General features: G+C 30.5%; 28 protein-coding genes. All 28 read left to right on the top strand.

Annotation, left to right across the window (positions count from 1 at the left end; translation table 11 throughout):
• The first annotated feature begins 63 nt into the window (after nucleotides 1-63).
• The 28 genes from L1S49_RS03805 (at nucleotide 64) to fliS (ending at nucleotide 22,204) form a co-directional block, all read left to right on the top strand.
• Entirely contained in the window at nucleotides 64-1,056 is a 993-nt protein-coding gene (locus L1S49_RS03805) for an ABC transporter permease (protein WP_238902621.1), read from the top strand.
• Nucleotides 1,056-1,982 (top strand): ABC transporter permease, encoded by a 927-nt coding sequence (locus tag L1S49_RS03800; protein WP_073018580.1) that lies wholly within the window; start codon nucleotides 1,056-1,058, stop codon nucleotides 1,980-1,982. The genes L1S49_RS03805 and L1S49_RS03800 overlap by 1 nt, the downstream gene beginning before the upstream one ends.
• A gap of 99 nt (nucleotides 1,983-2,081) precedes the next feature.
• Nucleotides 2,082-2,972 carry an EamA family transporter gene (locus tag L1S49_RS03795; protein ID WP_238902609.1) on the top strand — a complete coding sequence of 297 codons (891 nt, stop codon included), beginning with the start codon at nucleotides 2,082-2,084 and terminating at the stop codon, nucleotides 2,970-2,972.
• Nucleotides 2,962-3,087 carry a hypothetical protein gene (locus L1S49_RS23165; RefSeq protein ID WP_275299511.1) on the top strand — a complete coding sequence of 42 codons (126 nt, stop codon included), beginning with the start codon at nucleotides 2,962-2,964 and terminating at the stop codon, nucleotides 3,085-3,087. The genes L1S49_RS03795 and L1S49_RS23165 overlap by 11 nt, the downstream gene beginning before the upstream one ends.
• A gap of 312 nt (nucleotides 3,088-3,399) precedes the next feature.
• On the top strand, nucleotides 3,400-3,906 hold the full coding sequence (locus L1S49_RS03790) for a QueT transporter family protein (RefSeq protein WP_238902608.1): 507 nt from the start codon (nucleotides 3,400-3,402) through the stop codon (nucleotides 3,904-3,906).
• Between the two features lie 188 nt (nucleotides 3,907-4,094).
• On the top strand, nucleotides 4,095-4,961 hold the full coding sequence (locus L1S49_RS03785) for an ATP-binding protein (protein WP_073018586.1): 867 nt from the start codon (nucleotides 4,095-4,097) through the stop codon (nucleotides 4,959-4,961).
• A gap of 137 nt (nucleotides 4,962-5,098) precedes the next feature.
• Nucleotides 5,099-5,491 carry a DUF1292 domain-containing protein gene (locus L1S49_RS03780; protein WP_021800879.1) on the top strand — a complete coding sequence of 131 codons (393 nt, stop codon included), beginning with the start codon at nucleotides 5,099-5,101 and terminating at the stop codon, nucleotides 5,489-5,491.
• Between the two features lie 103 nt (nucleotides 5,492-5,594).
• Entirely contained in the window at nucleotides 5,595-6,413 is an 819-nt protein-coding gene (locus L1S49_RS03775; RefSeq protein WP_238902607.1) for an aminotransferase class IV, read from the top strand.
• A gap of 46 nt (nucleotides 6,414-6,459) precedes the next feature.
• Entirely contained in the window at nucleotides 6,460-8,367 is a 1,908-nt protein-coding gene (locus L1S49_RS03770; protein WP_238902606.1) for a FapA family protein, read from the top strand.
• Between the two features lie 11 nt (nucleotides 8,368-8,378).
• A complete protein-coding gene (locus L1S49_RS03765) occupies nucleotides 8,379-8,834 on the top strand; it encodes a chemotaxis protein CheW (RefSeq protein ID WP_021800882.1) in 456 nt (151 codons plus the stop codon).
• Nucleotides 8,835-8,844: 10 nt separating this feature from the next.
• On the top strand, nucleotides 8,845-9,333 hold the full coding sequence (locus L1S49_RS03760; protein ID WP_238902605.1) for a chemotaxis protein CheD: 489 nt from the start codon (nucleotides 8,845-8,847) through the stop codon (nucleotides 9,331-9,333).
• A 14-nt stretch (nucleotides 9,334-9,347) separates the two neighbouring features.
• The gene (locus tag L1S49_RS03755; protein WP_238902604.1) at nucleotides 9,348-10,388 is read left to right on the top strand and encodes a chemotaxis response regulator protein-glutamate methylesterase; all 1,041 of its coding nucleotides are present in this window, start codon (nucleotides 9,348-9,350) and stop codon (nucleotides 10,386-10,388) included.
• An 8-nt stretch (nucleotides 10,389-10,396) separates the two neighbouring features.
• A complete protein-coding gene (locus L1S49_RS03750; protein WP_021800886.1) occupies nucleotides 10,397-11,161 on the top strand; it encodes a protein-glutamate O-methyltransferase CheR in 765 nt (254 codons plus the stop codon).
• Between the two features lie 10 nt (nucleotides 11,162-11,171).
• On the top strand, nucleotides 11,172-13,220 hold the full coding sequence (locus tag L1S49_RS03745) for a chemotaxis protein CheA (protein WP_238902603.1): 2,049 nt from the start codon (nucleotides 11,172-11,174) through the stop codon (nucleotides 13,218-13,220).
• A gap of 21 nt (nucleotides 13,221-13,241) precedes the next feature.
• Entirely contained in the window at nucleotides 13,242-13,844 is a 603-nt protein-coding gene (locus tag L1S49_RS03740) for a chemotaxis protein CheC (protein ID WP_073018599.1), read from the top strand.
• A 17-nt stretch (nucleotides 13,845-13,861) separates the two neighbouring features.
• A complete protein-coding gene (locus L1S49_RS03735) occupies nucleotides 13,862-14,221 on the top strand; it encodes a response regulator (protein ID WP_073018602.1) in 360 nt (119 codons plus the stop codon).
• A gap of 19 nt (nucleotides 14,222-14,240) precedes the next feature.
• Nucleotides 14,241-14,642, top strand: coding sequence for a chemotaxis protein CheW (locus tag L1S49_RS03730; protein WP_073018604.1), 402 nt, complete (start codon nucleotides 14,241-14,243; stop codon nucleotides 14,640-14,642).
• Nucleotides 14,643-14,659: 17 nt separating this feature from the next.
• On the top strand, nucleotides 14,660-15,658 hold the full coding sequence (gene fliM / locus L1S49_RS03725) for a flagellar motor switch protein FliM (protein WP_238902602.1): 999 nt from the start codon (nucleotides 14,660-14,662) through the stop codon (nucleotides 15,656-15,658).
• Nucleotides 15,651-16,775 (top strand): flagellar motor switch phosphatase FliY, encoded by a 1,125-nt coding sequence (fliY, locus tag L1S49_RS03720; RefSeq protein ID WP_238902601.1) that lies wholly within the window; start codon nucleotides 15,651-15,653, stop codon nucleotides 16,773-16,775. Before fliM ends, fliY begins: the two co-directional genes overlap by 8 nt.
• 186 nt (nucleotides 16,776-16,961) lie before the next feature.
• Nucleotides 16,962-17,234, top strand: a complete 273-nt coding sequence (locus L1S49_RS03715; protein WP_073018607.1) for a flagellar biosynthesis anti-sigma factor FlgM — start codon at nucleotides 16,962-16,964, stop codon at nucleotides 17,232-17,234.
• The gene (locus tag L1S49_RS03710) at nucleotides 17,234-17,644 is read left to right on the top strand and encodes a flagellar protein FlgN (RefSeq protein WP_181601064.1); all 411 of its coding nucleotides are present in this window, start codon (nucleotides 17,234-17,236) and stop codon (nucleotides 17,642-17,644) included. The genes L1S49_RS03715 and L1S49_RS03710 overlap by 1 nt, the downstream gene beginning before the upstream one ends.
• A 9-nt stretch (nucleotides 17,645-17,653) precedes the next feature.
• Nucleotides 17,654-19,471: a flagellar hook-associated protein FlgK gene (gene flgK, locus L1S49_RS03705; protein WP_238902600.1), complete on the top strand. Its 1,818-nt coding sequence runs from the start codon at nucleotides 17,654-17,656 to the stop codon at nucleotides 19,469-19,471.
• A gap of 16 nt (nucleotides 19,472-19,487) precedes the next feature.
• Nucleotides 19,488-20,483: a flagellar hook-associated protein FlgL gene (gene flgL / locus L1S49_RS03700; RefSeq protein WP_238902599.1), complete on the top strand. Its 996-nt coding sequence runs from the start codon at nucleotides 19,488-19,490 to the stop codon at nucleotides 20,481-20,483.
• 15 nt (nucleotides 20,484-20,498) lie between these two features.
• Entirely contained in the window at nucleotides 20,499-20,924 is a 426-nt protein-coding gene (fliW, locus tag L1S49_RS03695; protein WP_238902598.1) for a flagellar assembly protein FliW, read from the top strand.
• 5 nt (nucleotides 20,925-20,929) lie between these two features.
• Nucleotides 20,930-21,145, top strand: a complete 216-nt coding sequence (csrA, locus tag L1S49_RS03690) for a carbon storage regulator CsrA (protein ID WP_238902597.1) — start codon at nucleotides 20,930-20,932, stop codon at nucleotides 21,143-21,145.
• 20 nt (nucleotides 21,146-21,165) lie between these two features.
• Nucleotides 21,166-21,504, top strand: a complete 339-nt coding sequence (locus L1S49_RS03685; protein WP_238902596.1) for a flagellar protein FlaG — start codon at nucleotides 21,166-21,168, stop codon at nucleotides 21,502-21,504.
• 18 nt (nucleotides 21,505-21,522) lie between these two features.
• Entirely contained in the window at nucleotides 21,523-21,813 is a 291-nt protein-coding gene (locus L1S49_RS03680) for a hypothetical protein (RefSeq protein ID WP_238902595.1), read from the top strand.
• A gap of 10 nt (nucleotides 21,814-21,823) precedes the next feature.
• Complete coding sequence (gene fliS, locus L1S49_RS03675; RefSeq protein WP_238902594.1) at nucleotides 21,824-22,204, top strand: flagellar export chaperone FliS; 381 nt, start codon at nucleotides 21,824-21,826, stop codon at nucleotides 22,202-22,204.
• The last annotated feature ends 4 nt before the right edge of the window (nucleotides 22,205-22,208 follow it).

Genomic DNA, 22,208 nt, shown 5'->3' with positions numbered 1-22,208 from the left:
AAAACTTTGAGATTAGTTAAAAGAGAAGATATAAATAAATCTGTAAGTATTAGAATAAGAGTTATGGCTATAGTTATAGCTATAGTTATTGCAGGATTGTTCTTAGTTACCCTAGGACATAATCCTATTGAAGTATTTTCTGGAATGATTAAAGGAGCATTTGGTACTGGAAATAGAATAAGACAAACTATAATAACAGCTATACCCCTACTTATAGCGGCTATAGGTGTAGGCGTAGCCTTTAAGATGCTTTTTTGGAACATTGGTGGAGAAGGACAGATATTTATGGGAGCTTTTGGAGCAACTATAGTTGCTTTAAACTTAACTTCACTTCCAAAACCTGTACTTCTATTAGTTATGTGTTTAGCAGCTATAATCTGCGGAGGGTTATGGGCGGCTTTAGCTGGAGTATTGAAAGTTTATTTTAATACAAATGAAACAATAATAACATTGATGCTTAACTATGTTGCACTAAAATTTATAACTTTACTTCAGTTTGATTTATTAAAAGACAAAAATGCTATGGGTTTTCCTAAAATAGCTAACTTTCAGGATAATGCTATATTACCTAGAGTTTTTGGAGTACATATAGGGTGGATAATTGCACTTATAATTGTAGTAGTTTTTTATATATTTATGAAGCATAGTAAAATGGGGTATGAAATAGCTGTTTTAGGTGATAGTACTAATACTGCAAAGTATGCAGGAATAAATATCAATAAAACCATATTAAAAGCAGTGTTTATAAGTGGAGCTTTATGTGGTCTTGTTGGATTTATACAAGCTTCTGCTGTAAGTCAAACTTTATCTACAGAAATTACAAATGGAGCAGGAAATACTGCCATAATAATAGCTTGGTTATCTAATCTAAATTCTATATTTGCAGTAATAGTTTCTATATTATTTGCAGGACTTACTCAAGGTGGAGCTTATATACAAACTGCGTTTGGAATTCCTAATGCAGCGGCTTCAGTTATTCAAGCTCTTATACTATTTTGTGTTTTAGCTAGTGAAATGTTTGTTAGATATAGAATAGACTTTAGGAGGGTGAAATAATGAATGTTCAATCATTTTTACATGCAGCGATAATTGCAGGAACACCTCTTTTATTAGCTACCTTGGGAGAAATTTTATGTGAAAAAGTTGGTAACTTAAATCTTGGGGTAGAAGGTATGATGCTTTTAGGAGCTATATCTGGATTTTTAATAGGATATAAAACAGGAAATCCTATCTTTGCTCTTTTTGCAGCAGCAGGAGCAGGGGCGCTTGGTGGTTTAATTTATGCGGTTTTAACTGTTTCATTTAGAACTAACCAAGTTGTTACAGGTTTAACTTTAACTATATTTGGAACAGGGGTATCTTCATTACTTGGACAAAAGGCTGTAGGCCAGGTTGTGCCTGACAGTGTTAAAAGCTTTTTTGCTGAAACAAAGATACCTGTATTAGGAGATATACCTTTTTTAGGGAATATATTATTTAATCATGATACCTTTATCTATATATCTTATGTATTAACTATAATGGTTGGAATTTATTTATACAAAACTAGAGTAGGTTTAAACTTAAGAGCAGTTGGAGAAAATCCAGGAGCAGCAGATGCTGTAAGTATAAATGTAAGTTTATATAAGTATGTTAACATACTTCTTGGAGGAGCTTTAGCTGGTCTTGGTGGAGCGTACCTTTCATTAGTATATGTTCCAGTATGGGCAGACAATATAACAGCAGGTAGAGGATGGATAGCTGTAGCCTTAGTTATATTTGCTGCATGGAATCCATATAAGGCTCTACTTGGAGCATACTTATTTGGAGGACTTGATATAGTAGGATTTAGAATAGCTAATCCTATAGTATCTTCATATGTTTTAAGTATGTTACCTTATGTGGTTACTATAGTAGTTCTAGTTATAATCTCAAGTAAAAAATCCAAAAAGAACTCACCACCTAAGTCTCTAAGTTTACCTTACTTTAGGGAAGAGAGATAATTAAAAGTTTAAGGCTATCACAAATTTGTGATAGCCTTTTTTGTTGACAAATTACTAGAGTTAGCTGAAAATGGATAATTAAGAATGGGGGTAATATTTTTGAATAAAAAAAGTAGTTTTAAATTAATAGGGGCTATGCTAATTTGGGGAAGTTTGGGCATATTCGTAAAAAATATACCTCTTAGCTCTACTGAGATTGCATTTTCAAGAGCTGTAGTTGGAAGTTTGTTTATTTTTATGATAAATAAATTTTATTTTAAAAAACCTATTATAGAGTCATTAAAAAACAGTGATAAAAAATCAATTTTTATATTAATTATGTTAGGTTTACTTTTAGGACTAAACTGGGTATTTTTATTTCAGTCATATAAGTATACAACAGTTGGGAATGGAACTTTGATTTATTACTTGGCACCTGCATTTACTATTTTGCTTTCGCCTATAGTAACTAAAGAAAAAATTAAACTTAAAAGTTTGATTTCAGTATTTGTAGCTATATCAGGATTAGCATTAATACTAATAGCAAATGGAGGAACTTCAGGTGAATATAATCATATGAAGGGAATGTTTTTTGCCTTAGCTGCTGCTGTAGTATATGCTTTAATAGTTTTAATGAACAAGAAACTTAATAACATAGATGATATTATTAGAACACTAATACAAATGACCTTAAGTATAGTTATTTTGCTTCCACTAGTAATAACTAGAGGAAACTTTAGAGTTGAGAATGAGTTTACCTTAGTTATGCTGCTTTTTGTAGGAGTTGTACATACTGGAATTGCGTACATGCTGTACTTTTCTAGTTTTAAGGATGTAGCTACAGATAAAATAGCAGTATTAAGTTACATTGATCCTGTTTCTTCGGTGATTTTTGGAGCAGTTTTCTTAAGTGAAAGAATAAGCATAAACACTGTAATAGGAGGAATACTAATTCTAGGTAGTAGCTTTATAAGTAATTATCCTAAAAGGAGTGGTGAAGTTGAAGCATAAGGTGTATGAAGGCAGCAATAGTGAAGGCGTTAAATGGGTAAGAGTAGGTAATTTTACAAAAAATGCAGTGGAAGAATTTGAAAAAGAGTTAGTAGCAAATAAAAATAAGAAATAGGAAAAAGCTTGAGTTTTGTTAACCACAATAAAACTCAAGCTTTTTCTATAATACAGTAATAAATTGCTATTTAAAAAATATTGATTTTAAGGTAATCATAACATATAATAGGAAGGTAAACTTAACAAAGGCAGTTCGGAAGCCTCCTGCCTTAAAACAAAACTACGGCATTAATACATTAAGTTGTACATGTAGTAGGAGATTTATCTCTCCTATTTATTTTTGTTGACTTAAAGCCGTAGAAGTATATCTATATTTCTACGGCTTTTTATTAATTACCAGGCTTTCAAAATAATTTTTTTGGAGGAAAGTATGAAAACAAGAAGAATAGTATTTTCAGCACTTATAGCAGCACTATACGCAGCACTAACTTATTTTTTAGCACCAATTAGTTATGGACCTATACAATTTAGAGTATCGGAAATTATGGTGTTACTAGTTTTATTGGATCCATTTTATATAGGAGGGTTAACTTTAGGGTGTTTTTTAGCTAATCTTTTAGGACCATATGGGATGATGGATATAGTAGTTGGAACCTTAGCAACCTTTATATCTTTAGTACTTATGAGTTATACAATGAGATTCATAAGAAAACCAACCTTAGCTACAGTTATTGCATCTTTATGGCCGACTATCATTAATGGTGTTATGATAGGATACATGTTGTACTATGTTGTGCAAGCCCCACTTGCATTAACAATGTTCCAAGTAGGTTTAGGTGAGTTTGTAGTTGTAACTTTAGTAGGAGTTCCTCTATTTTCTTATCTTAAAAAATCAGGAATACTTAAGGGAATTACAAGTAACTATAAAGTAAGTTAATAACTATAAGATAAAAGTGGACAGTTGACAGATGAGAAATTTCAGATGTTAATTGTCTATTTTTAGTTCTCATTTAATTCTCAAATTTCAACTTTCAGTTCTCAACTAAAAAAGTCAGGACAAATAAAAAAAATGGTGTTATAATAACAAAAGATTAGAACCGTTATAAAAATAAAGAGGTGAAAAACTTGAGTAAAACAGCAGGAGAAGGTTGTGAAATATTAGTACCTTTTAATGAAAGAAAACCACTAGACGAAATAGAAAGAAGTTTAATTAAGAAATATAGAAAAAAGATTTGGACTAAGTTTATAAAGGCGGTAAAGGATTATAAACTTGTTGAAGAGGGAGATAAGATAGCGGTAGCCATATCAGGAGGCAAGGATTCGATGCTTATGGCAAAGCTTTTTCAAGAACTTAAGAAACATGGGCAAGTTAATTTTGAACTTGAGTTTATAGCTATGGACCCAGGGTACCATGAAAATATAAAAGAACTTTTAATAGATAACTGTAAACATCTAAACATACCTGTACAGATATATGAATCAGGAATTTTTGATGTTGTAGATAAGATAGCACAAGAATATCCATGTTATATGTGCGCTAGGATGAGAAGAGGATCTTTGTATTCAAAAGCACAGGAACTTGGTTGCAATAAGCTTGCTTTAGGTCATCATTTTAATGATGTTATAGAAACAACTATGCTAAATGTTTTATATGCAGGTAATTTTAAAACTATGTTACCTAAACTTAAGGCTAAAAACTTCGAAGGAATAGAACTTATTAGACCCATGTATTACATAGAAGAACAGTCTATACAAAGCTTTACTCAAAGTTCAGGAATATGGCCTCTTAACTGCGCTTGTATGGTTGCAGCTAAAAAGACAGGTAATAAGAGATATGAAATAAAAGAACTTATAGAAAACTTAAAGAAGAATTTTGAAAATGTTGATAAATCAATATTTAAAGCAGCAGAAAATGTAGCTATGGACTCCATATTAGGATGGGAAAAAGGTGGAGTTAAACATAGTTTTCTAGATGCTTTTGAAGAGGAATAAATATTTATTTAAGAAAATTTAAAATTTTTCTTTTAATATTTAGATATTACGGTTAAAATGAAAAGAGTACCATTTTTATATAAGGAGGTGACTTCTCATACTTACTAGTATATAGCTAGTTAAGGTGAGGAATTAATATGACAGATAAAGAATTAAATAATGGCTGTGAATGCGGCTGCGAAGGTGAAGAAAAAGAAAGCTGTGGATGTGGACACGACCACGAACACCATCATCATGATCACGACCATGAATGTGGATGCGGACATGACCATGATCATGAAGAAGGAGAAACTCTAGTAGTTGATTTTGAAGATGAAAATGGAAATATAGTATCATTTGATGTTGTAGATAGCTTTGAATATACAGGTAGTGAAGAGTCTTTAAAGAATAATGTGTATGCATTAATTCAAGATCCAAATGATGATTCAGTTTTCTTAATGAAAGCAGATACAGATGAGTCTCTAATCCCTGTAGAAGATGAAAATGAATTCGAGATAGTATCAAAATTCTATCAAGATGAATTAGCTTAAGATTTTTTAGGTGCATAATACATATAATTTGTATTGTGCACCTTTTATTTTAACAATTAAGAGCTATAATATATCTAAAACTAATATTTAGGAGTTGATACACATGCCTTGTTTACATGAATATTTTATAGAAAATAATTTGAAGAAATTATCAAAAGATTTTGAAGAACCAAAAGGAACTATAATATATGAAGTTTTAAGAGTAATTGATGGAGTTCCTCTTTTTTTAGAAAATCATTTAGAAAGAATGAATAACTCATTTAAAATAATAGATAGGGTAAATCCATATAAGGATGAGGAGATAAAAAACTCTATAATAGAACTTTCAAAAACTAATAAAGTTAAAGATGGAAATGTAAAAATAACAATAGAGGTTACAGAAGATAACAAACTTAAGATATTTTTTATACCTCATAGTTATCCTACAGAAGACCAATATTTAAAAGGTGTTAAAACTATATTGTATTTTGGAGAAAGAACAAATCCTAATGCAAAAATAGTTAATGATAGCTTTAGGGATTTAGTTAATAAAGAAATAAAAGAAAACAATGCTTATGAAGCTATATTAGTGGATAGAAACGGAGATATAACTGAAGGAAGCAGATCTAACATCTTTATGGTAAAAAACAATACTATTATAACATCACCTCTTGAAGCTGTACTTCCGGGAGTTACTAGAGGAGAAATCATAGAGCTATGCCTCGAAAACAATATAGATTTTAAAGAAGAAAAAGTTAATTATAAAGACTTAGATAGATTAGATGGACTATTTATAACAGGTACATCTCCTAAAATTTTACCAATTACTTCAGTTAATGATAGAATATTTAATTCAAATGTTAATGAGATTATAAAGGTTTTGATAAAAACATACGATGATAAGATAAATACTTATGTTAATGCAAATAAAAGTAATTTATAAATTTAGCTAATTATGGTATACTTGTCTTGTTGAAAGGGGTATGTTTATGGAGAGAATTGTAATAAAAAGTGATACTTTGGAAAATGCTTTAAAGGAAGCTTGCGACGAATTAAATTTACCTATAGAACGATTAAGTTATAGAATACTTAATGAAAAAAAAGGTTTGTTTAAAAAGAGTATAGAACTTGAAGTAACACCAAAGGAAATCATAGATGATAAAGGATATGTTTCTATTATTGACGGAAAGTTTTTAATAGAGAATCCTAAAAATGAAAAAAAACCAGCACTAATAAACATACCAGAAACCATAGAATTTTTTGTAGATGAGGAAAGAGTTTTTAATAAAATAAAAGTTTTAGAAGAAAACAACTTAGACTATCATATAGAAAAAAAAGAAGCTAAAAGAAATTTAAATATAGAAACCTCAGATGATAATATGAAAGCTAATTTATGGATTACTTATGAACCAGAAATTAATTACTCTATTAAAGATTGTGAAAGAACTTATAACATAGATATTGAAATAGTTGAAAAAGAAAAAAACTACCCACCTAAATTTACTAAAGAAGAAATAAAAGACGCTTTAAAAAGTAATGGAATAACCTTTGGTATAAAAGAGGATGTAATAGAAGAGCTTACAAAGAAAGAAATAGTAGAAGGAATAACAGTAGCAGAAGGATTAAAGCCTATTGATGATGTGGGAGATAGGATTAATATATTTTTTGCTGAAGAGACTAAGTCAAAAGAGCATGGAGATTTAGATAAAGTTGATTACAGAAATTTTTATGATATAGCAAATATTGAAGCTAATCAACCCTTAGGAGAGATAATACAGGGATCTGAAGGGAAAGATGGTATTGATATCTTTGGGAAAGCAAAAAAAAGAAAAACATTTAATAAAATTAACTTAAAAGCTGGAGAAGGCTGCTACATTAAAGATAATAAAGTATATTCATCTACTGATGGAAGACCTTGCGTTAAAGGGGGAGTCTTTTACGTTTATAAAGTTTTTAATCAAGATGTTGATGTAGATGTAAAAAGTGGCAATATACATTTTATTGGTGATGTTCATGTAAGGGGCAACATTAAGGATGGAATGACAGTTAGTGCAGGAAATTCATTAATAGTTGAAAAAAATGTTGAAGGAGCCTTTTTAACCTCAAAGGGAGAGATGACCCTAAAAGGAACTGTAATAAGAGGACGAGTCATTGCAGGAGGAGATAACACTCTCGCAATGAATGAAGTGTACTTATTTAAGGGGATTAGAGAGGATTTATCTGAATTAATAGATGTTATAACACAAATAAAGGAAAGAAATTTAAATGTTGGAAGCGTTAGAGATGGTGAACTAATACTTACACTGCTTGAAAGCAAATTTAAAACATTATCTAGTAAGGTACGAATACTATTAGTAAACCAAAGTGTAAATGGAGAAGAAAATGAAAAAATAAAACTCCTATTAAAAACTAAGCTTTTTTCTCTAGGCGTTAGCGAAATAAAAAGTTATAATGAATTATATGAAATTATAGAGTTATTAGATAATAGAATTAAAAGCTTAAGTTCAGAACTAAAGCTTCCTGTAAACTTATATATAAACTACACTCAAGATTCTAATATAGAATCTTCTGGGGATATAATATTTACAGGGAAAGGCGCTTATCTATCTAATATATCCGCTCAAGGCAGTATATATTTTAAAAATAACAATTCTGTTATAAGGGGAGGGTCATTAAAAGCGCAGAATGAAATAAAATGCAAGATAGTTGGCTCAGAAGGCGGAGGAAAAACAACATTAATAACCAGCAAAACTGGGCATATATATGCTGATGTTGTATACATGGGAACAAAATTTATAATTGGTAAAAGAGAATATGTTATTGATGCGCCGTGTAAAAATGTACACGGATATTTAGATCAATATGGAGATGTAAATATTGATAAGTTTGTATTATAGGAGGAATTGCTATGTCATCTACTGAGATGAAAGTTTTAATTTTTAGTTTAAATAATGAGTTTTATGGAATTAACATAATGGATGTTGAAAGAATATTAGGTTTCGAAAAACCAACCTTGATACCAGATGTTCCTCATTTTATGGAAGGGGTTATAAATTACGAAACTGGTATTCTTCCAATAATTAATTTGAAAAAGAAATTCTCTTTAAATCCTCAGTCTAGTAATGATCAGGATTCTAAGATAGTAGTAACAAAGGAACAAACAAATAAATTTGGAATATTAGTTGATAATGTATATGAAGTTAAGGATATTAATACATCGTCCATTGAAATGTCTAAAGCAATTACATCAGCTATCTCTGGAAGATATATAGAAGGATTAATAAAATTAGAAGATAATAAGATTGTTATTCTATTAAATCTTTCTAAAGTTTTAACTGAAGAGGAAAATCAGATAATTTTTTAGGAGGCGTAAAATGCAGAGCAATGAGATAAAGGTTGGAATTGCAGATTTAAATATTGTTAATCCACCAGGAAAAATTATGACTATAGGATTAGGCTCTTGTATAGGTATTGCTCTATATGACAATATAAAAAAAATAGCTGGACTCGCGCACATAATGCTTCCTGATAGTAAAAGTTTTAAAAATGTAACTAATCCATATAAGTTTGCAGATTTAGCAATCCCAATACTTATGGAAAAGATGCAAAAAGAAGGCTGCTCTATAAGACACTTGAAGGCAAAAATTGTCGGAGGAGCTTCCATGTTTAACTTTTCAGATAAAACTATGATAAATGATATAGGAAAAAGAAACGCTGAAGCTGTAATAAAATCATTAGGGGAACTTAAGATTCCAATATTAGCTTCAGATGTAGGCGGAAATAAAGGAAGAACTATGATTGTAGATCCTCAAAATGGAGTAGTCATAGTAAGAACCATAGGACAAGAAACTAAAGAAATATAATGGAGTTGGTTGAATTGCATAAAATTAAAGTTTTAGTAGTTGATGATTCAGCTCTTATGAGAAAAATAATATCAGATATTATTAATGAGCAGGATGATTTAGAAGTTATTACTACTGCCAGAAATGGAGAAGACTTATTAGAAAAATTACATAAATTCACACCTGATGTTATTACCTTAGATGTAGAAATGCCTAAAATGGATGGAGTAACAACTCTTAAAGAATTAAAAGGCAGAAAAGTATCTACACCAGTAATAATGTTGAGTAGCTTAACAGTTAATGGTTCAAGATTGACCATGGATTGTTTAAGACTGGGAGCTTATGATTTTGTAGCAAAACCATCAGGATCTATATCTTTAGATATTACTAAAGTTGGAGAAGATTTAATACAAAAGATAAGAAGTACAAAGTCTGTAAACAAGAAGATAAGTACTATAAAACATAAAGTTGAACCAGTACATATAGAAAGAGTAACAAGTTCTAAAAAAAGAGTGGAGGCACTTTTAATAGGAGCTTCAACAGGAGGCCCTAGGGCTTTATATAGTGTTCTTCCCCTACTTCCAAAAGATTTAAATGTTCCGGTTTTTGTTGTTCAACACATGCCTAAAGGATTTACTAAAGCCTTTGCAGATAGATTAAATGAAAATTCTAATATGCAGGTAATAGAAGCAGAGGATGGCATGATAGTTGAGAGAAATAAGATATATATAGCAAAAGCAGGATATCACATGGAAGTTGGTGTAGATAAGAGAATCCATTTAAATGAAGAGCCTACTGTATGGGGAGTAAGACCGGCAGTAGACAATTTATTGTTTTCAGCGGTTAAAGTGTATGGAGGAAACGTTGTCTCTGTTATTTTAACTGGAATGGGCAGGGATGGTTCAAAAGGTACTGTTGCAGTAAAAGATGCAGGTGGAATAACTATATCAGAACATGAAAGTACTTGTACCATATATGGAATGCCAAAAGCAGCCTACGATACTGGAAAAGTAGATATGGTGTTACCTTTAAGTCAAATAAAAGACAGTATAATAAAAATAGTCAGTAAAAATTAGGAGGCGCCATGGATTTCTTAGAATTTGAAAAGTGGGTTCATAGATATATAGGAATAAACCTATCGGCTTATAAACCTAACCAGCTGCATAGAAGAATAGAAAGTTTAATGAATAGAGTTGGAGTTAGAAATCTTGAGGAATATAAAGAATTAATATCTAAAGATCCTAATCAAAAACAAAGATTTTTAGATTTTATTACGATTAACGTAACAGAATTTTTTAGAAATCCTGAGATGTTTAAACAACTAGAAGATATACTTAAAAAAGACTTTGCTAAAAGCTCATCCTTAAAAATATGGAGTGCAGCTTGCTCTATAGGATGTGAACCTTATTCTCTTGCAATGATTGCAGAAAATATAAATTATAAAGGGAATTTAACTCTTTTAGCAACAGACATAGATACTACTATTTTAGGTAAAGCTAATAAGGGTGAATACACTGATAATGAAATGAAAAATGTAAGTCCTTCAGATTTAAATAAATATTTTAAGAAAGTTAACGATAAATACTATATAGATGATTCTATAAAAAAGAAAGTAACTTTTAAAAAACATGATTTAATACTTGGGACTTATGAGAAAAACTTTGACTTAATTGTTTGCAGAAATGTTGTCATTTATTTTAATAATGATACTAAAGAAGCTATTTATAGTAAGTTTGCAGAGTCTCTTAAAAAGGGAGGACTACTTTTTGTAGGAGCTACAGAAACTATTTACGATTATAAAAAATATGGTTTTGAAAAAGCGTCTACTTTTATATATAGAAAACTATAAGGAGGATAACATGGATACATCGCAATATTTATCAATGTTTTTAGAAGAATCCTTTGACAATTTACAAATGTTAAATGAATCTTTACTAGAGCTTGAACAAAATCCAGGAGATATGGATAAATTAAATGAAATATTTAGAGTTGCTCATACCATAAAAGGAATGGCAGCTACTATGGGATTTACCAATGTAGCAGAGTTAACTCATAAAATGGAAGATGTACTTTCTAAGTTTAGAGAGGGAGAGTTAAAAGTAACTCAGAACGTAGTAACAGTTCTTTTTGCTTGTCTAGATACACTTGAAAAGATGATAAACAACATCCAAGATGGTGTAGATGAGCAGATAGATATTAGTTCTATAATACAAGATTTAGAGTCTATAGGAACTAAACAAGAAGTAGTAGAAGATGTAGTAGAGGAAGTAGTAGAAGAAACTGTTGAAGTGTTTAAAGAAGAATTAGAACTAAATCAGTACGACTTATCGGTAATTAAGCAAGCTAAGGAAAAGAACTTTAATGCAATTAGTTTAGTTATAACTTTAAGTGAGTCAACTCTGTTAAAGTCTGCGAGAGCGTTTTTAGTTGTTAAAGACTTAGAGGAACATGGTGAGATTATTAAATCTTTCCCAAGTACAGAAGATATAGAGTCAGAAAACTTTGACTTTGTATTAAAGTTTATATTACTAACTCATTCAACTAAAGAAGAAGTTTATGACTTAGTTATGGGAATTTCTGAAATTGTGAGTGTAAAAGCTAACTATGTAAATATGGATGAGAGTAAAATAGAACAAACTTCTGAAGTTAGTAGTGTTGAAGCAGCTTATACAAAGTTAGACGTACCAGTTAAAGAGATAGCAAAAGCTACTCAGGAAGTTAAACAAGTTGAAAGAAAACAAGTTGAAACTAGTAAAAACAATGCTAAAGATAACAAGAAAACTCATCAGTCAGTAAGAGTTGACTTAGATCGTATAGATAAACTTATGAACATGGTTTCTGAACTTGTAATTAATAGAACTAGACTTGAACAAATAAGTTTAAAGTACAAGTCACAAGAACTTAATGAAACTTTAGAACAAGTAGCAAGAACTACAACAGATCTTCAAGACTTAGTAATGAAGATAAGAATGTTACCATTAGATGTTGTATTTAATAGATTCCCAAGAATGATAAGGGACGTTTCAGTAGAACTTGACAAAGAAATAAACTTCGTAATAGAGGGTGCTGAAACTGAGTTAGATAGAACAGTAATAGATGAAATAGGAGAACCTCTAATTCATCTACTTAGAAATGCTGCTGACCATGGAGTTGAAAGTAAAGAAGAAAGAATTGCAAGTGGTAAAAATCCTATAGGAACAGTTAAACTTGTAGCTTATCAAGAAGGTACAAAGGCTGTTATAAAGGTTGAAGATGATGGAGCTGGCATAAATGTAGCTAAAGTAAAAGCTAAAGCTGAAAAAGTTGGTATAAATACCGATGGAATGAGTGATGAAGATATTAGAAATCTTATATTTGCTCAAGGTTTCTCAACTAATGAAGTAGTTACTGATATATCTGGAAGAGGAGTAGGTATGGATGTTGTTAAAACAAAGATATCTGCACTTGGAGGAACTGTTGAAGTAGTTTCTGAAGTTGGTAAAGGTTCAGCTTTCATAATTAAACTTCCACTAACTTTACAAATAATACAAGCTCTTCTAGTTAAGGTAGGAGGCGAGACTTTTGCCATATCTTTAGGCTTTATTGATAGAGTTATTGATTATAAAGAACAAAATATTAAAAAGACTAATGGAAAAGAAGTTATAATCTACAGAGATCAAGTTATTCAACTTGTAAGAGTAAATGAAAAACTTAATATTCAAAGTAGAGAAGAAGGTAAGAAATTTGTTATTATAGTAAAAGTTGGAGGAAAAACCGTTGGCTTACTAGTAGACTCTTTAGCAGGGCAACAAGAAATTGTAATTAAGCCACTTGGTAAGAGTTTAGAATCACTAGAAGAGTACATAGGAGCAACTATCCTAGGTGATGGACTTGTAACTTTAATACTTGATGTAGCCGCTTTATTATAATAGAGTGGTAGGAGGTATAAGATGGAACATGGTAAATTAAGCCCTTTACAGTTGGATGCAATTAGAGAAGTTTCCAACATAGGAGCTGGAAATGCTGCAACTGCGCTTTCTCAATTAGTGAATAAAAAAATAGATATGACTGTTCCTTTTGTTAATATAATTAATTTTGAAGATATTTTTACTAATATTACAGAAGAAAAAGAAGTTTTGGGCATACTAATAAGAGTTTTAGGAGATTGCCCGGGAAATATTCTGTTTATTTTTGAAAAAGAATCTGCAAAAGAAATTGTTGAAGCTTTACTTGGTTCAGAAGATTTGTTATTATCAGAAATGGGAATTTCCGCTCTTTGTGAAGTTGGGAATATAATATCAGGAGCTTACATGAATGCTATAAGTAAATTTACAAATCTATCAATTATGGCATCTGTACCAGCAATGGCTCATGATATGCTAAGTGCGATTCTATCATCTACATTGATTGAGGCTGCACAATATAGTGAAAACATACTAGAAATAGAAACAAAATTTTTAACAGGAAAAAACAATGAGGCTGGAGGGTATTTTTACTTCTTACCAATGCCTGGTTCATTAGAAAAAATATTAGGTGCAATAGGTGTAATCTAATTACGGAGGTAATGTAAATGTCAAAAGTATTAATAGTTGATGATGCTGCTTTTATGAGAATGATGATTAAGGATATTTTAGAAAAGAACGGTTTTGAAGTTGTTGGAGAAGCTAACAATGGATTAAAAGCTGTCGAACTTTATAAGAAAGAAAGTCCAGATGTTGTTACAATGGATATAACTATGCCAGATATGGATGGAATAGAAGCTGTAAAACAAATAAAGGCTTTCGATCCTGCAGCTAAAGTTATCATGTGTTCAGCAATGGGTCAACAAAGCATGGTTATGGATGCTATAAGAGCTGGAGCAAAAGATTTTATAGTTAAGCCTTTCCAAGCAGAGAGAGTGCTAGAAGCGATTAAAAAGGCTATTGGTTAGCTTTTAGGAGGGGATACCTATGCAAATTGTTGTCTTCAAATTAGGTGAAGAGTTTTTTGGTGTTGAAACACTAAATGTTCAAAATATAAGTGAAATGATGGAGATAACTAAAATTCCTAATGCTCCATCATACATAAAAGGATTAATAAACTTAAGAGGTAACATAATATCTTTATTAGATTTAAATTTACTTCTTGAAAATAATCATTTAACAAGTGAACAGTCTAATGTGATTATATTAGACATTGAAAGTGAACAAATAGGAATAACCGTTGACTTTGTTCAAGAAGTTATTGAACTTGAAGAGACTACTATGCAAAAGCTAGATTCTTCAAAAGGTCAAGGCTATATAAAAGGAATATTAAATCTAGAGGATAAAATAGTAACAATAATTGATATAAATAAATTATTGAATCCATAATAAAGTGAGGGAAAAGCATGGCAGAGGTTTTATCTCAAAGTGAAATAGATGCCTTGTTATCTGCACTTTCTACAGGAGAACTTGAACCTGAGGAGCTACAAAGGGATGAAGAGAAACAAAAAGTTAAACTTTATGACTTTAAAAGCCCTCAGAAGTTTTCTAAAGAGCACATTAGAACTCTAGAACTTATTCATGAAAACTATTCTAGAATAATTGCAAACTATCTAGGTGCTCAGTTAAGAAGAAACGTTAAAGTCACTTTAGAAACTGTAGAACAAGTGCCCTATGAAGAATTTATACATTCGATATCTAATCCTACATTGCTAACTATCTTCACTTTGCCACCACTAAGCGGAAACATTTTATTTGAAACCAATCCACAGTTTGTTTATCAAGTTATTGATATACTTTTAGGTGGTAATGGTGAGAGAAAATATTATTCAACTAAAGAGTTTTCGGATATAGATAAAAACATAATAAAACAAGTTAATACTGGATTAATTTCTAACTTAAAACTTGCTTGGGAAGATATATTAGAAGTTGAACCTAAAGTGGAGGGACTAGAAACTAATCCAGCTTTAAATCAAACTTTGGCACCTGCTGAACCGGTGGCATTAATATCTTTTTCAGTAGAACTTGGCAAAAATAGTTCTTTTATTAATTTGTGTATACCATATATGAGTTTAGAGAAAATCTCTGACAAACTAGTAGTACAATATTGGTTTAAAAATGAATCAGAAGAAGATTCAGATGATATACAAGAAAAGATAAAAGAAAGATTAAATATTGTGGATGTTGAAGTGTCAGCTGAACTTGGAAAAACCCATTTAAATATAGATGATTTTTTAAGGTTAGTTAAAGGCGATATTATAAAACTAGACAATAGATTTACTGAACCTGTCAAAGTGTTTGTAGAAAATGAAGCAAGTTATTATGCAAAGCCTGGTATAGTAGGAAAAAATATAGGTGTATCTATTCTAGATATTTTAGATAAGGATGTGGAAGACGATGAGTAATGGGTTTCTTTCTCAAGAAGAAATAGATTCGCTATTAAATGGAAGTGGCGGCGATCCTTCACCTGATCTAGGAAGTAGTGATGAAGAGATCATAAAAGATATAGAAAAAGACTTGTTGGGGGAAATAGGAAATATTTCAATGGGATCAGCCTCAACAGCTCTATCACAAATAATAAATCAACAAGTAAATATTACTACTCCTGTAGTAACTATAAATACAGTAAATGAAATTAAAAATGGTTTTGAAACTCCTAACATAATATTAGAAGTAGAGTATACATCAGGTATAGTAGGAAGAAACATACTTATTATGAAAACTTCTGATGCATCTGTTATAGCTAATCTTATGATGGGTGGAGATGGAACAGTTACTCAGGAAGTTTTATCAGAAATAGAGATATCAGCTGTTCAAGAAGCTATGAATCAAATGATAGGCTCAGCTGCAACATCTATGGCAACTATGTTTGCTAGAGAAGTTAATATATCACCACCAACATCTAAAACTTGGGAAAATCCAAAAGATAAACTTTCTGAAGGGATGAATGATGATGAATCTGTAGTTAAAGTTTCTTTTAGACTTACTATAGGGGATTTAGTAGATTCAAGTATAATGCAAATCTTACCTATACAAACTGCTAAAAAAATAGTAGCTATAATGATGGGTGAAGAGGATAAACCACAGGAAGTTAAACAAGAAGTTTTAGAAAAAACTCCACCTAAAAACATACAGGTTGAGGAACTACATTATACATACGAAGAACCAGTTACATACAGAGAGCCTACACCACAAATGCCACCTGTAGAAGTTCATCAAGCACATTTTGAGCCTTTAAGAAATGAAGCAACAGGAGTACCTCATAAGAATATTGATTTAATATTAGATGTACCTCTAGAAATATCCGTTGTACTTGGAAGAACAAAGAAAAGTATAAAGGATATACTAAGTCTTTCAAATGGATCTTTAATCGAGTTAGATAAACTTGCAGAAGAACCAGTTGAAATTTTAGTTAACGGCAAGAAAATAGCTTATGGTGAAGTTGTGGTAGTAGATGAAAATTTTGGTGTAAGAATAACTAGTATTGTATCAGGTCAAGAAAGAATAAAATCACTAAAATAGGGGAAACTCCTTTTTATTACTGAAATAATTCAGATAATAATAGGAGTTTTTAACTTTTAGTTTTTTAATAAGGAAATAATGCAACTCACTAGGTAATTTTTGCATTATAAAGTTTTTTTCTAAATAAATTTATATTAAGTCCGATAATATAAATAGAATAATTATTAAGAGCTTGGAGGTTTTGTTATGAATATTAAGGGTGTATCTCAAACTAATATTAATGCTTATCATAATGTAAGTAGAAAAAAAATAGAAAACAAACAAATAGAGGGTGTTAAAGATAAAGTAGAGATATCAGAAGCAGCTAAAACACTTCAAAGCTATGGTATAGAAGAACTAAAGGATAACACTAAGAGAATAGAAGAGATAAAAAAACAATTAGCTAATGGTACTTATAAACCTACTGCAAAGGCTATTTCTAGAGCTATGTATAATGTTATGAAAGGTAAAGACTTTTAATGGTTGAAAACTTAAAAGATATATTAAGTAAAGAAAAGGAAAGTCTAGAAAAACTTTTGCATAGCCTAGAGAGGCAACATGAGTATATACTAAAGAAAGATATATTTAAAATGGAGTCTGTAGTAGAAGAAATTCAGGGCTCCAATAAAGAAGTTGCTGAGTGGGAAGTTAAAAGAAGAAGAGCAGTAGGAAATGTAGATTTTCAAAAGTTTATATGGGACTCCGAAGATGAAGAATTAGAAAATTTATATAGAGAAATAAAGAAATTATTAGAAATACTAAAGTTACAGAAGGAAACAAACGATTTATTAATTAAGCAAAGTTTAGTATTTACTAATAAATTATTAAACCTTATTAATCCAAGAAGAGATATGGACACCTATAACTCTTATGGGAAGATAAATAGGTAGGAGGTAATTATGTCAGGATTATTCTCAACATTTAATATAGCTAAAAGAGGAATGACTGTAGCCCAGAAAACAATAGATGTAACATCTCATAATATATCTAACTCAGGTACAGCTGGATATTCAAGACAAGTAGCTAAAGTTGAAACAACAAGACCAGCAAGTACTATAACAGCAGGTCAAATGGGAACAGGGGCTCAGGTTTCTGCCATACAAAGAATTAGAGACAGTTTTTTAGACTACCAAGTAAGAAATGAAAATAGTACATTGGGGAAATATGATATAAAAAACAGTTTTTTAAAAGAAGTAGAAAGTATATTTAATGAACCTTCAGATACAGGAATATCTACTTTAATGACAAAGTTCTTTTCTTCTTGGCAGGAGCTATCTAAACAACCACAAAGTTCAAATGCAAGAACAGTTGTGGCTCAACAAACACAAGCGCTTACAGATGCATTAAATCATACCTACACTAAACTTACAGATCTTCAAACAAATGCTCAAAATTTAATAAAAAATAGTGTTACAGATGTAAATAGTATACTAAATCAGCTAGATCAACTTAATAAAGAAATAATGAGCGTTGAAGTATCAGGTAACACACCTAACGATTTAATGGATAAAAGAGATTTACTTTTAGATCAACTAAGCAGTAAGTTTAATATAACAGTAGATAGAAAACAATTTGAAGGCGTAGATGTTAAACCAGTAGATAAAGGTGATATGAAGTATGGACAACTAGTTTCAGCTGATCAAAACTCAGATGTTTCTAGATTTTCTTATATAAGTGACATACAAAAAGATGGGACAGATGTAACTGGACAAACTTATGTGATAACTTATTATAAACTTGGAGACACTTCATCAGAGCTAAACAAAGGAACACTTAAAGTTACTGGATTAACTGAGGACAAGTTAAACGAACTCAAAGCAAACAGAGTACTATGGAGTAACTCAGAAGGAGTTCCAGTTAAAGGGGACGGTTATCCAACAAACTCAAGAGAAGTTATACATGTTGGAGAGCTTATGGATTTTAAACCAACCTCAGGTGAACTTTCAGGAATAATGTCTGTACAAAAAGATATTAATGAGTACATAGATCAACTTAATAAAGTTGCAAAGTCTATAGCACTTTCTGTAAATGCTATACATTCAGGACTTCCAAAGAGCAGTAACAATGGTGGATATCCTGATAAAGATTACTCACCATTTTTTGTTAATAAAGATGCTGCAAAATATAAAGCTAATGGAGAACTTAATAACTTAGATGTTACTCTAGAAGCAGAACAGGAAATAAATGCTGGAAATATAACTATAAATGCAGAACTTTTAAAAGATGTTATGAAAATAAAAGCTAAACTCAATGATAACTCATATGCATTCGCTGGTGACAACACTGTAGATGGAGAAGGTAATGGTGATAGAGCTTTAGCTATAGCACAGTTACAAAATACTTTACTTAGAGTGCAAGACTTCGGAGAAAACATTAACTCAAGAGAGGACATGTTTAACCCAGCTAAAGGTGGAGCAACTCTAACTAACAATGGTATGAAAATATCAAGTGATACCTCAGGTATGAAGTTAGATGCTTTCTTTAAAGATATGATAGATAAACTTGGAGTACAGTCTCAAGAAGCAGAAAGAATGGTAACAAACCAAGATAGTTTATTATCTTCTTTAGAACAAAGTAGAGACTCTGTATCAGGAGTTTCACTAGATGAAGAGTTTGCAAACTTGATTCAATTCCAACATTCCTATAATGCAAATGCAAAAATAATATCTACTGTAGATGAACTTCTGGATGTAGTTATTAATGGATTAAAAAGATAAGAGGTGAGAATACTAAATGAGAGTAACTAACAGAATGTTATCTAACAATTATTTAAGAGATATGCGTACTAATTTATATAATATGTCAAAGGTTCAAACCCAATTAACAACGGGGAAAGAAATAAGTAAACCATCAGACAATCCCTTTAAAGTTGCAAGATCAATGCAGTTATATACAGATATTGCTTCAAACAAGCAATATAACGAAAATATAAAAGATACCTTAAACTGGCTTGATTCTACAGATACAGCTTTAGGACAGGTAAATGATTCTCTTCAAAGAGTTAGAGAACTTATGATATCAGCAGGAAATGCTGCCTATGGTTCAGATGAAAAAAAAGCTATAAAAGATGAAATAAATGAAAAGGTTAGTGAGATATCTCAGATACTTAATACTAACTTTGATGGAAGATACTTATTTGGAGGAAATAAAACAACTTCTAAACCAGTAACTGTTACAGAAGATCCAACTACAGGGAATAATGTATTGAATTTTTCAGGAAAAGATGGAGAACTTCTTCCTTTAAATAGTGGAAATAGTAATATAGAAGCTCAAATAGATATGATAAAAGGAAAAATGTCCACAGAAATATCTCAAGGTGTTAGCATGGAATATAATGTTTCAGCATCAGATGTATTAATGTTTAAAAGTGATAAGGGCAAAAATATAAATGTTATGGAGCTTTTAAGTGATATAACGAAAAATTTAGAATCTTCAGATGCTACAGAATCAAGTAAAATAACTGGAGAAAATTTAGCTGATTTAACAGCTACTATGGGTAACCTTTCAAAGATAATGGCTGAAGTAGGAGCTAAACAAAACAGAATGGAGTCTGCTAAATCTAAAAATGAAGATGAAAACTTTAATATGACAGAACTTTTATCAAAAACAGAGGATATAGACATAACGGAAAAGCTTATGCAATATTCAATGATGCAGACAGTTTATATGGCGTCACTACAAACTTCATCTAAAGTAATACAACCTTCTTTAATTGATTTCCTAAAATAATAGGAGGAAGATAAAATGGAACTAATAACAAAACAGCATGGAACTTTCACTTATAATGAAGAGGAAGTAATAACCTTCAAAAAAGGTATAATGGGGTTAGAAAATTTAAAGAAGTTTATAATAGCTGATATTAAAGAAAACCCTGTATTTAAAATTCTTCAATCAATAGAAGATGAGGATGTAGGACTGGTTATAATTTCACCTTTTGAGGTTAAAAATAACTATGAGATAGAACTTAAAGAAAATTTGACAGAAAATTTAAGTATATCGTCTCAAAAAGAAGTTATCCTGTACAATACAGTTACTGTAAACTCAGATGTACATAAAATCACAGTAAATCTAAAAGCTCCTATAGTTATAAATATGGATAAAAAATTAGGAGAGCAGATAATAATAGATAAGGAAGAATATAAAATAAAGCATCCTTTGATTGAGAGGTGATTTAGATGCTGGTTATTACAAGAAAAAGGGGCGAAACTTTGCTTATAGGAGAAGATATAGAGATAGAAGTTTCCAAAATACAAGATGGTTCTGTTAAACTAGCTATAAAGGCACCTAGAAATATTACTATTTTAAGGAAAGAGCTTTATGAAGAAGTTGAAAAAGAGAATAAGGAAGCCTTAACATTTAATTTAGATACGCTTAAGAATTTAAAAAAATAAACATAATCGAGGTGTATAATATGGATATTAACTCAGTTAGTCAGGGAGGACAACTAAACCTAGATTATTACTCAGGAAATCAGACTCAGAAGGTTGAAGTTAAAACTCAAACAGAGGATAAAAAAGATTTCACTAAGAAAGATATAGATAAAGCAGTGGAAAAATTAAATAAACTTTTGGAAGATGAAGGAAGTCATGCAGAGTATAGGGTTCATGATAAATTTAAGTACGATGTTATGGTAAAGATAATAGATAATAAGACGAAAGAAGTAATATTAGAAGTACCACCTAAAAAAGTTTTAGATTTAATTGCTAGAATGGTTGAAGCTGCAGAATCCTTATTTGATAAAAAAGCTTAAAATTAAGGTGGTGATTCTATGGAATTTAAATTAAATAAAATAGATACTGACTTAAGATTAAAACTTCAAGAAAAAAGAGATGATCATAAGGTTCATGGAAAAGAAGGAACAACCATAGAAGCATATAACGAGGAAAAAGAAAAATTTAGAGAAGATAAAAAGTTCGCTAAAATTTTAGAAGAAAAGAAAAAAACTAAAAAAGAAAAAAAGATAATTATAGATGGAGTAATGGTAGACAACCTTCAAATAGAAGGAGAAAAGGAAGTATCAGAAAACTCCAAAGGGGTATTTATAGATACAAAAAAATAGGAGGAATAATATGTACCCAAATGCAGTTAATGTGTATAAAAATAATTCAGTTAATTATGCTTCAAAGGAACAGCTTTTATTAATGCTTGTAGATGGAGCTGTAAAGTTTTCTAAACAAGCTAAAGAAGCTATAAATAGAAATGATGTTAAAAATGCTCATGAGTATCTAACTAGAACACAAGATATATTCGTGGAGCTTATGGTGAGCTTAGATAAGAATGCTGGAGAGTGGGCAACAAATTTATTTAATGTATATGAGTTTATAAAAGATGAACTTTTACAAGTGAATATTAAAAAAGATGGAGAAAAATTAGAAAAATTAATACCACTAATAGAGGATGTTAGAGATACTTGGCATGAAGCCTATAAGTTATCAAAAATTAATAAATAAAAAG

Source organism: Clostridium sp. YIM B02506 (genome assembly GCF_022324845.1).
In the GTDB taxonomy this organism is placed as follows: Bacteria; Bacillota; Clostridia; order Clostridiales; family Clostridiaceae; genus Clostridium_T; species Clostridium_T intestinale.
The sequence above is the reverse complement of the archived record's forward strand: the minus strand, read 5'-3'. Positions and strand labels throughout refer to the sequence as shown.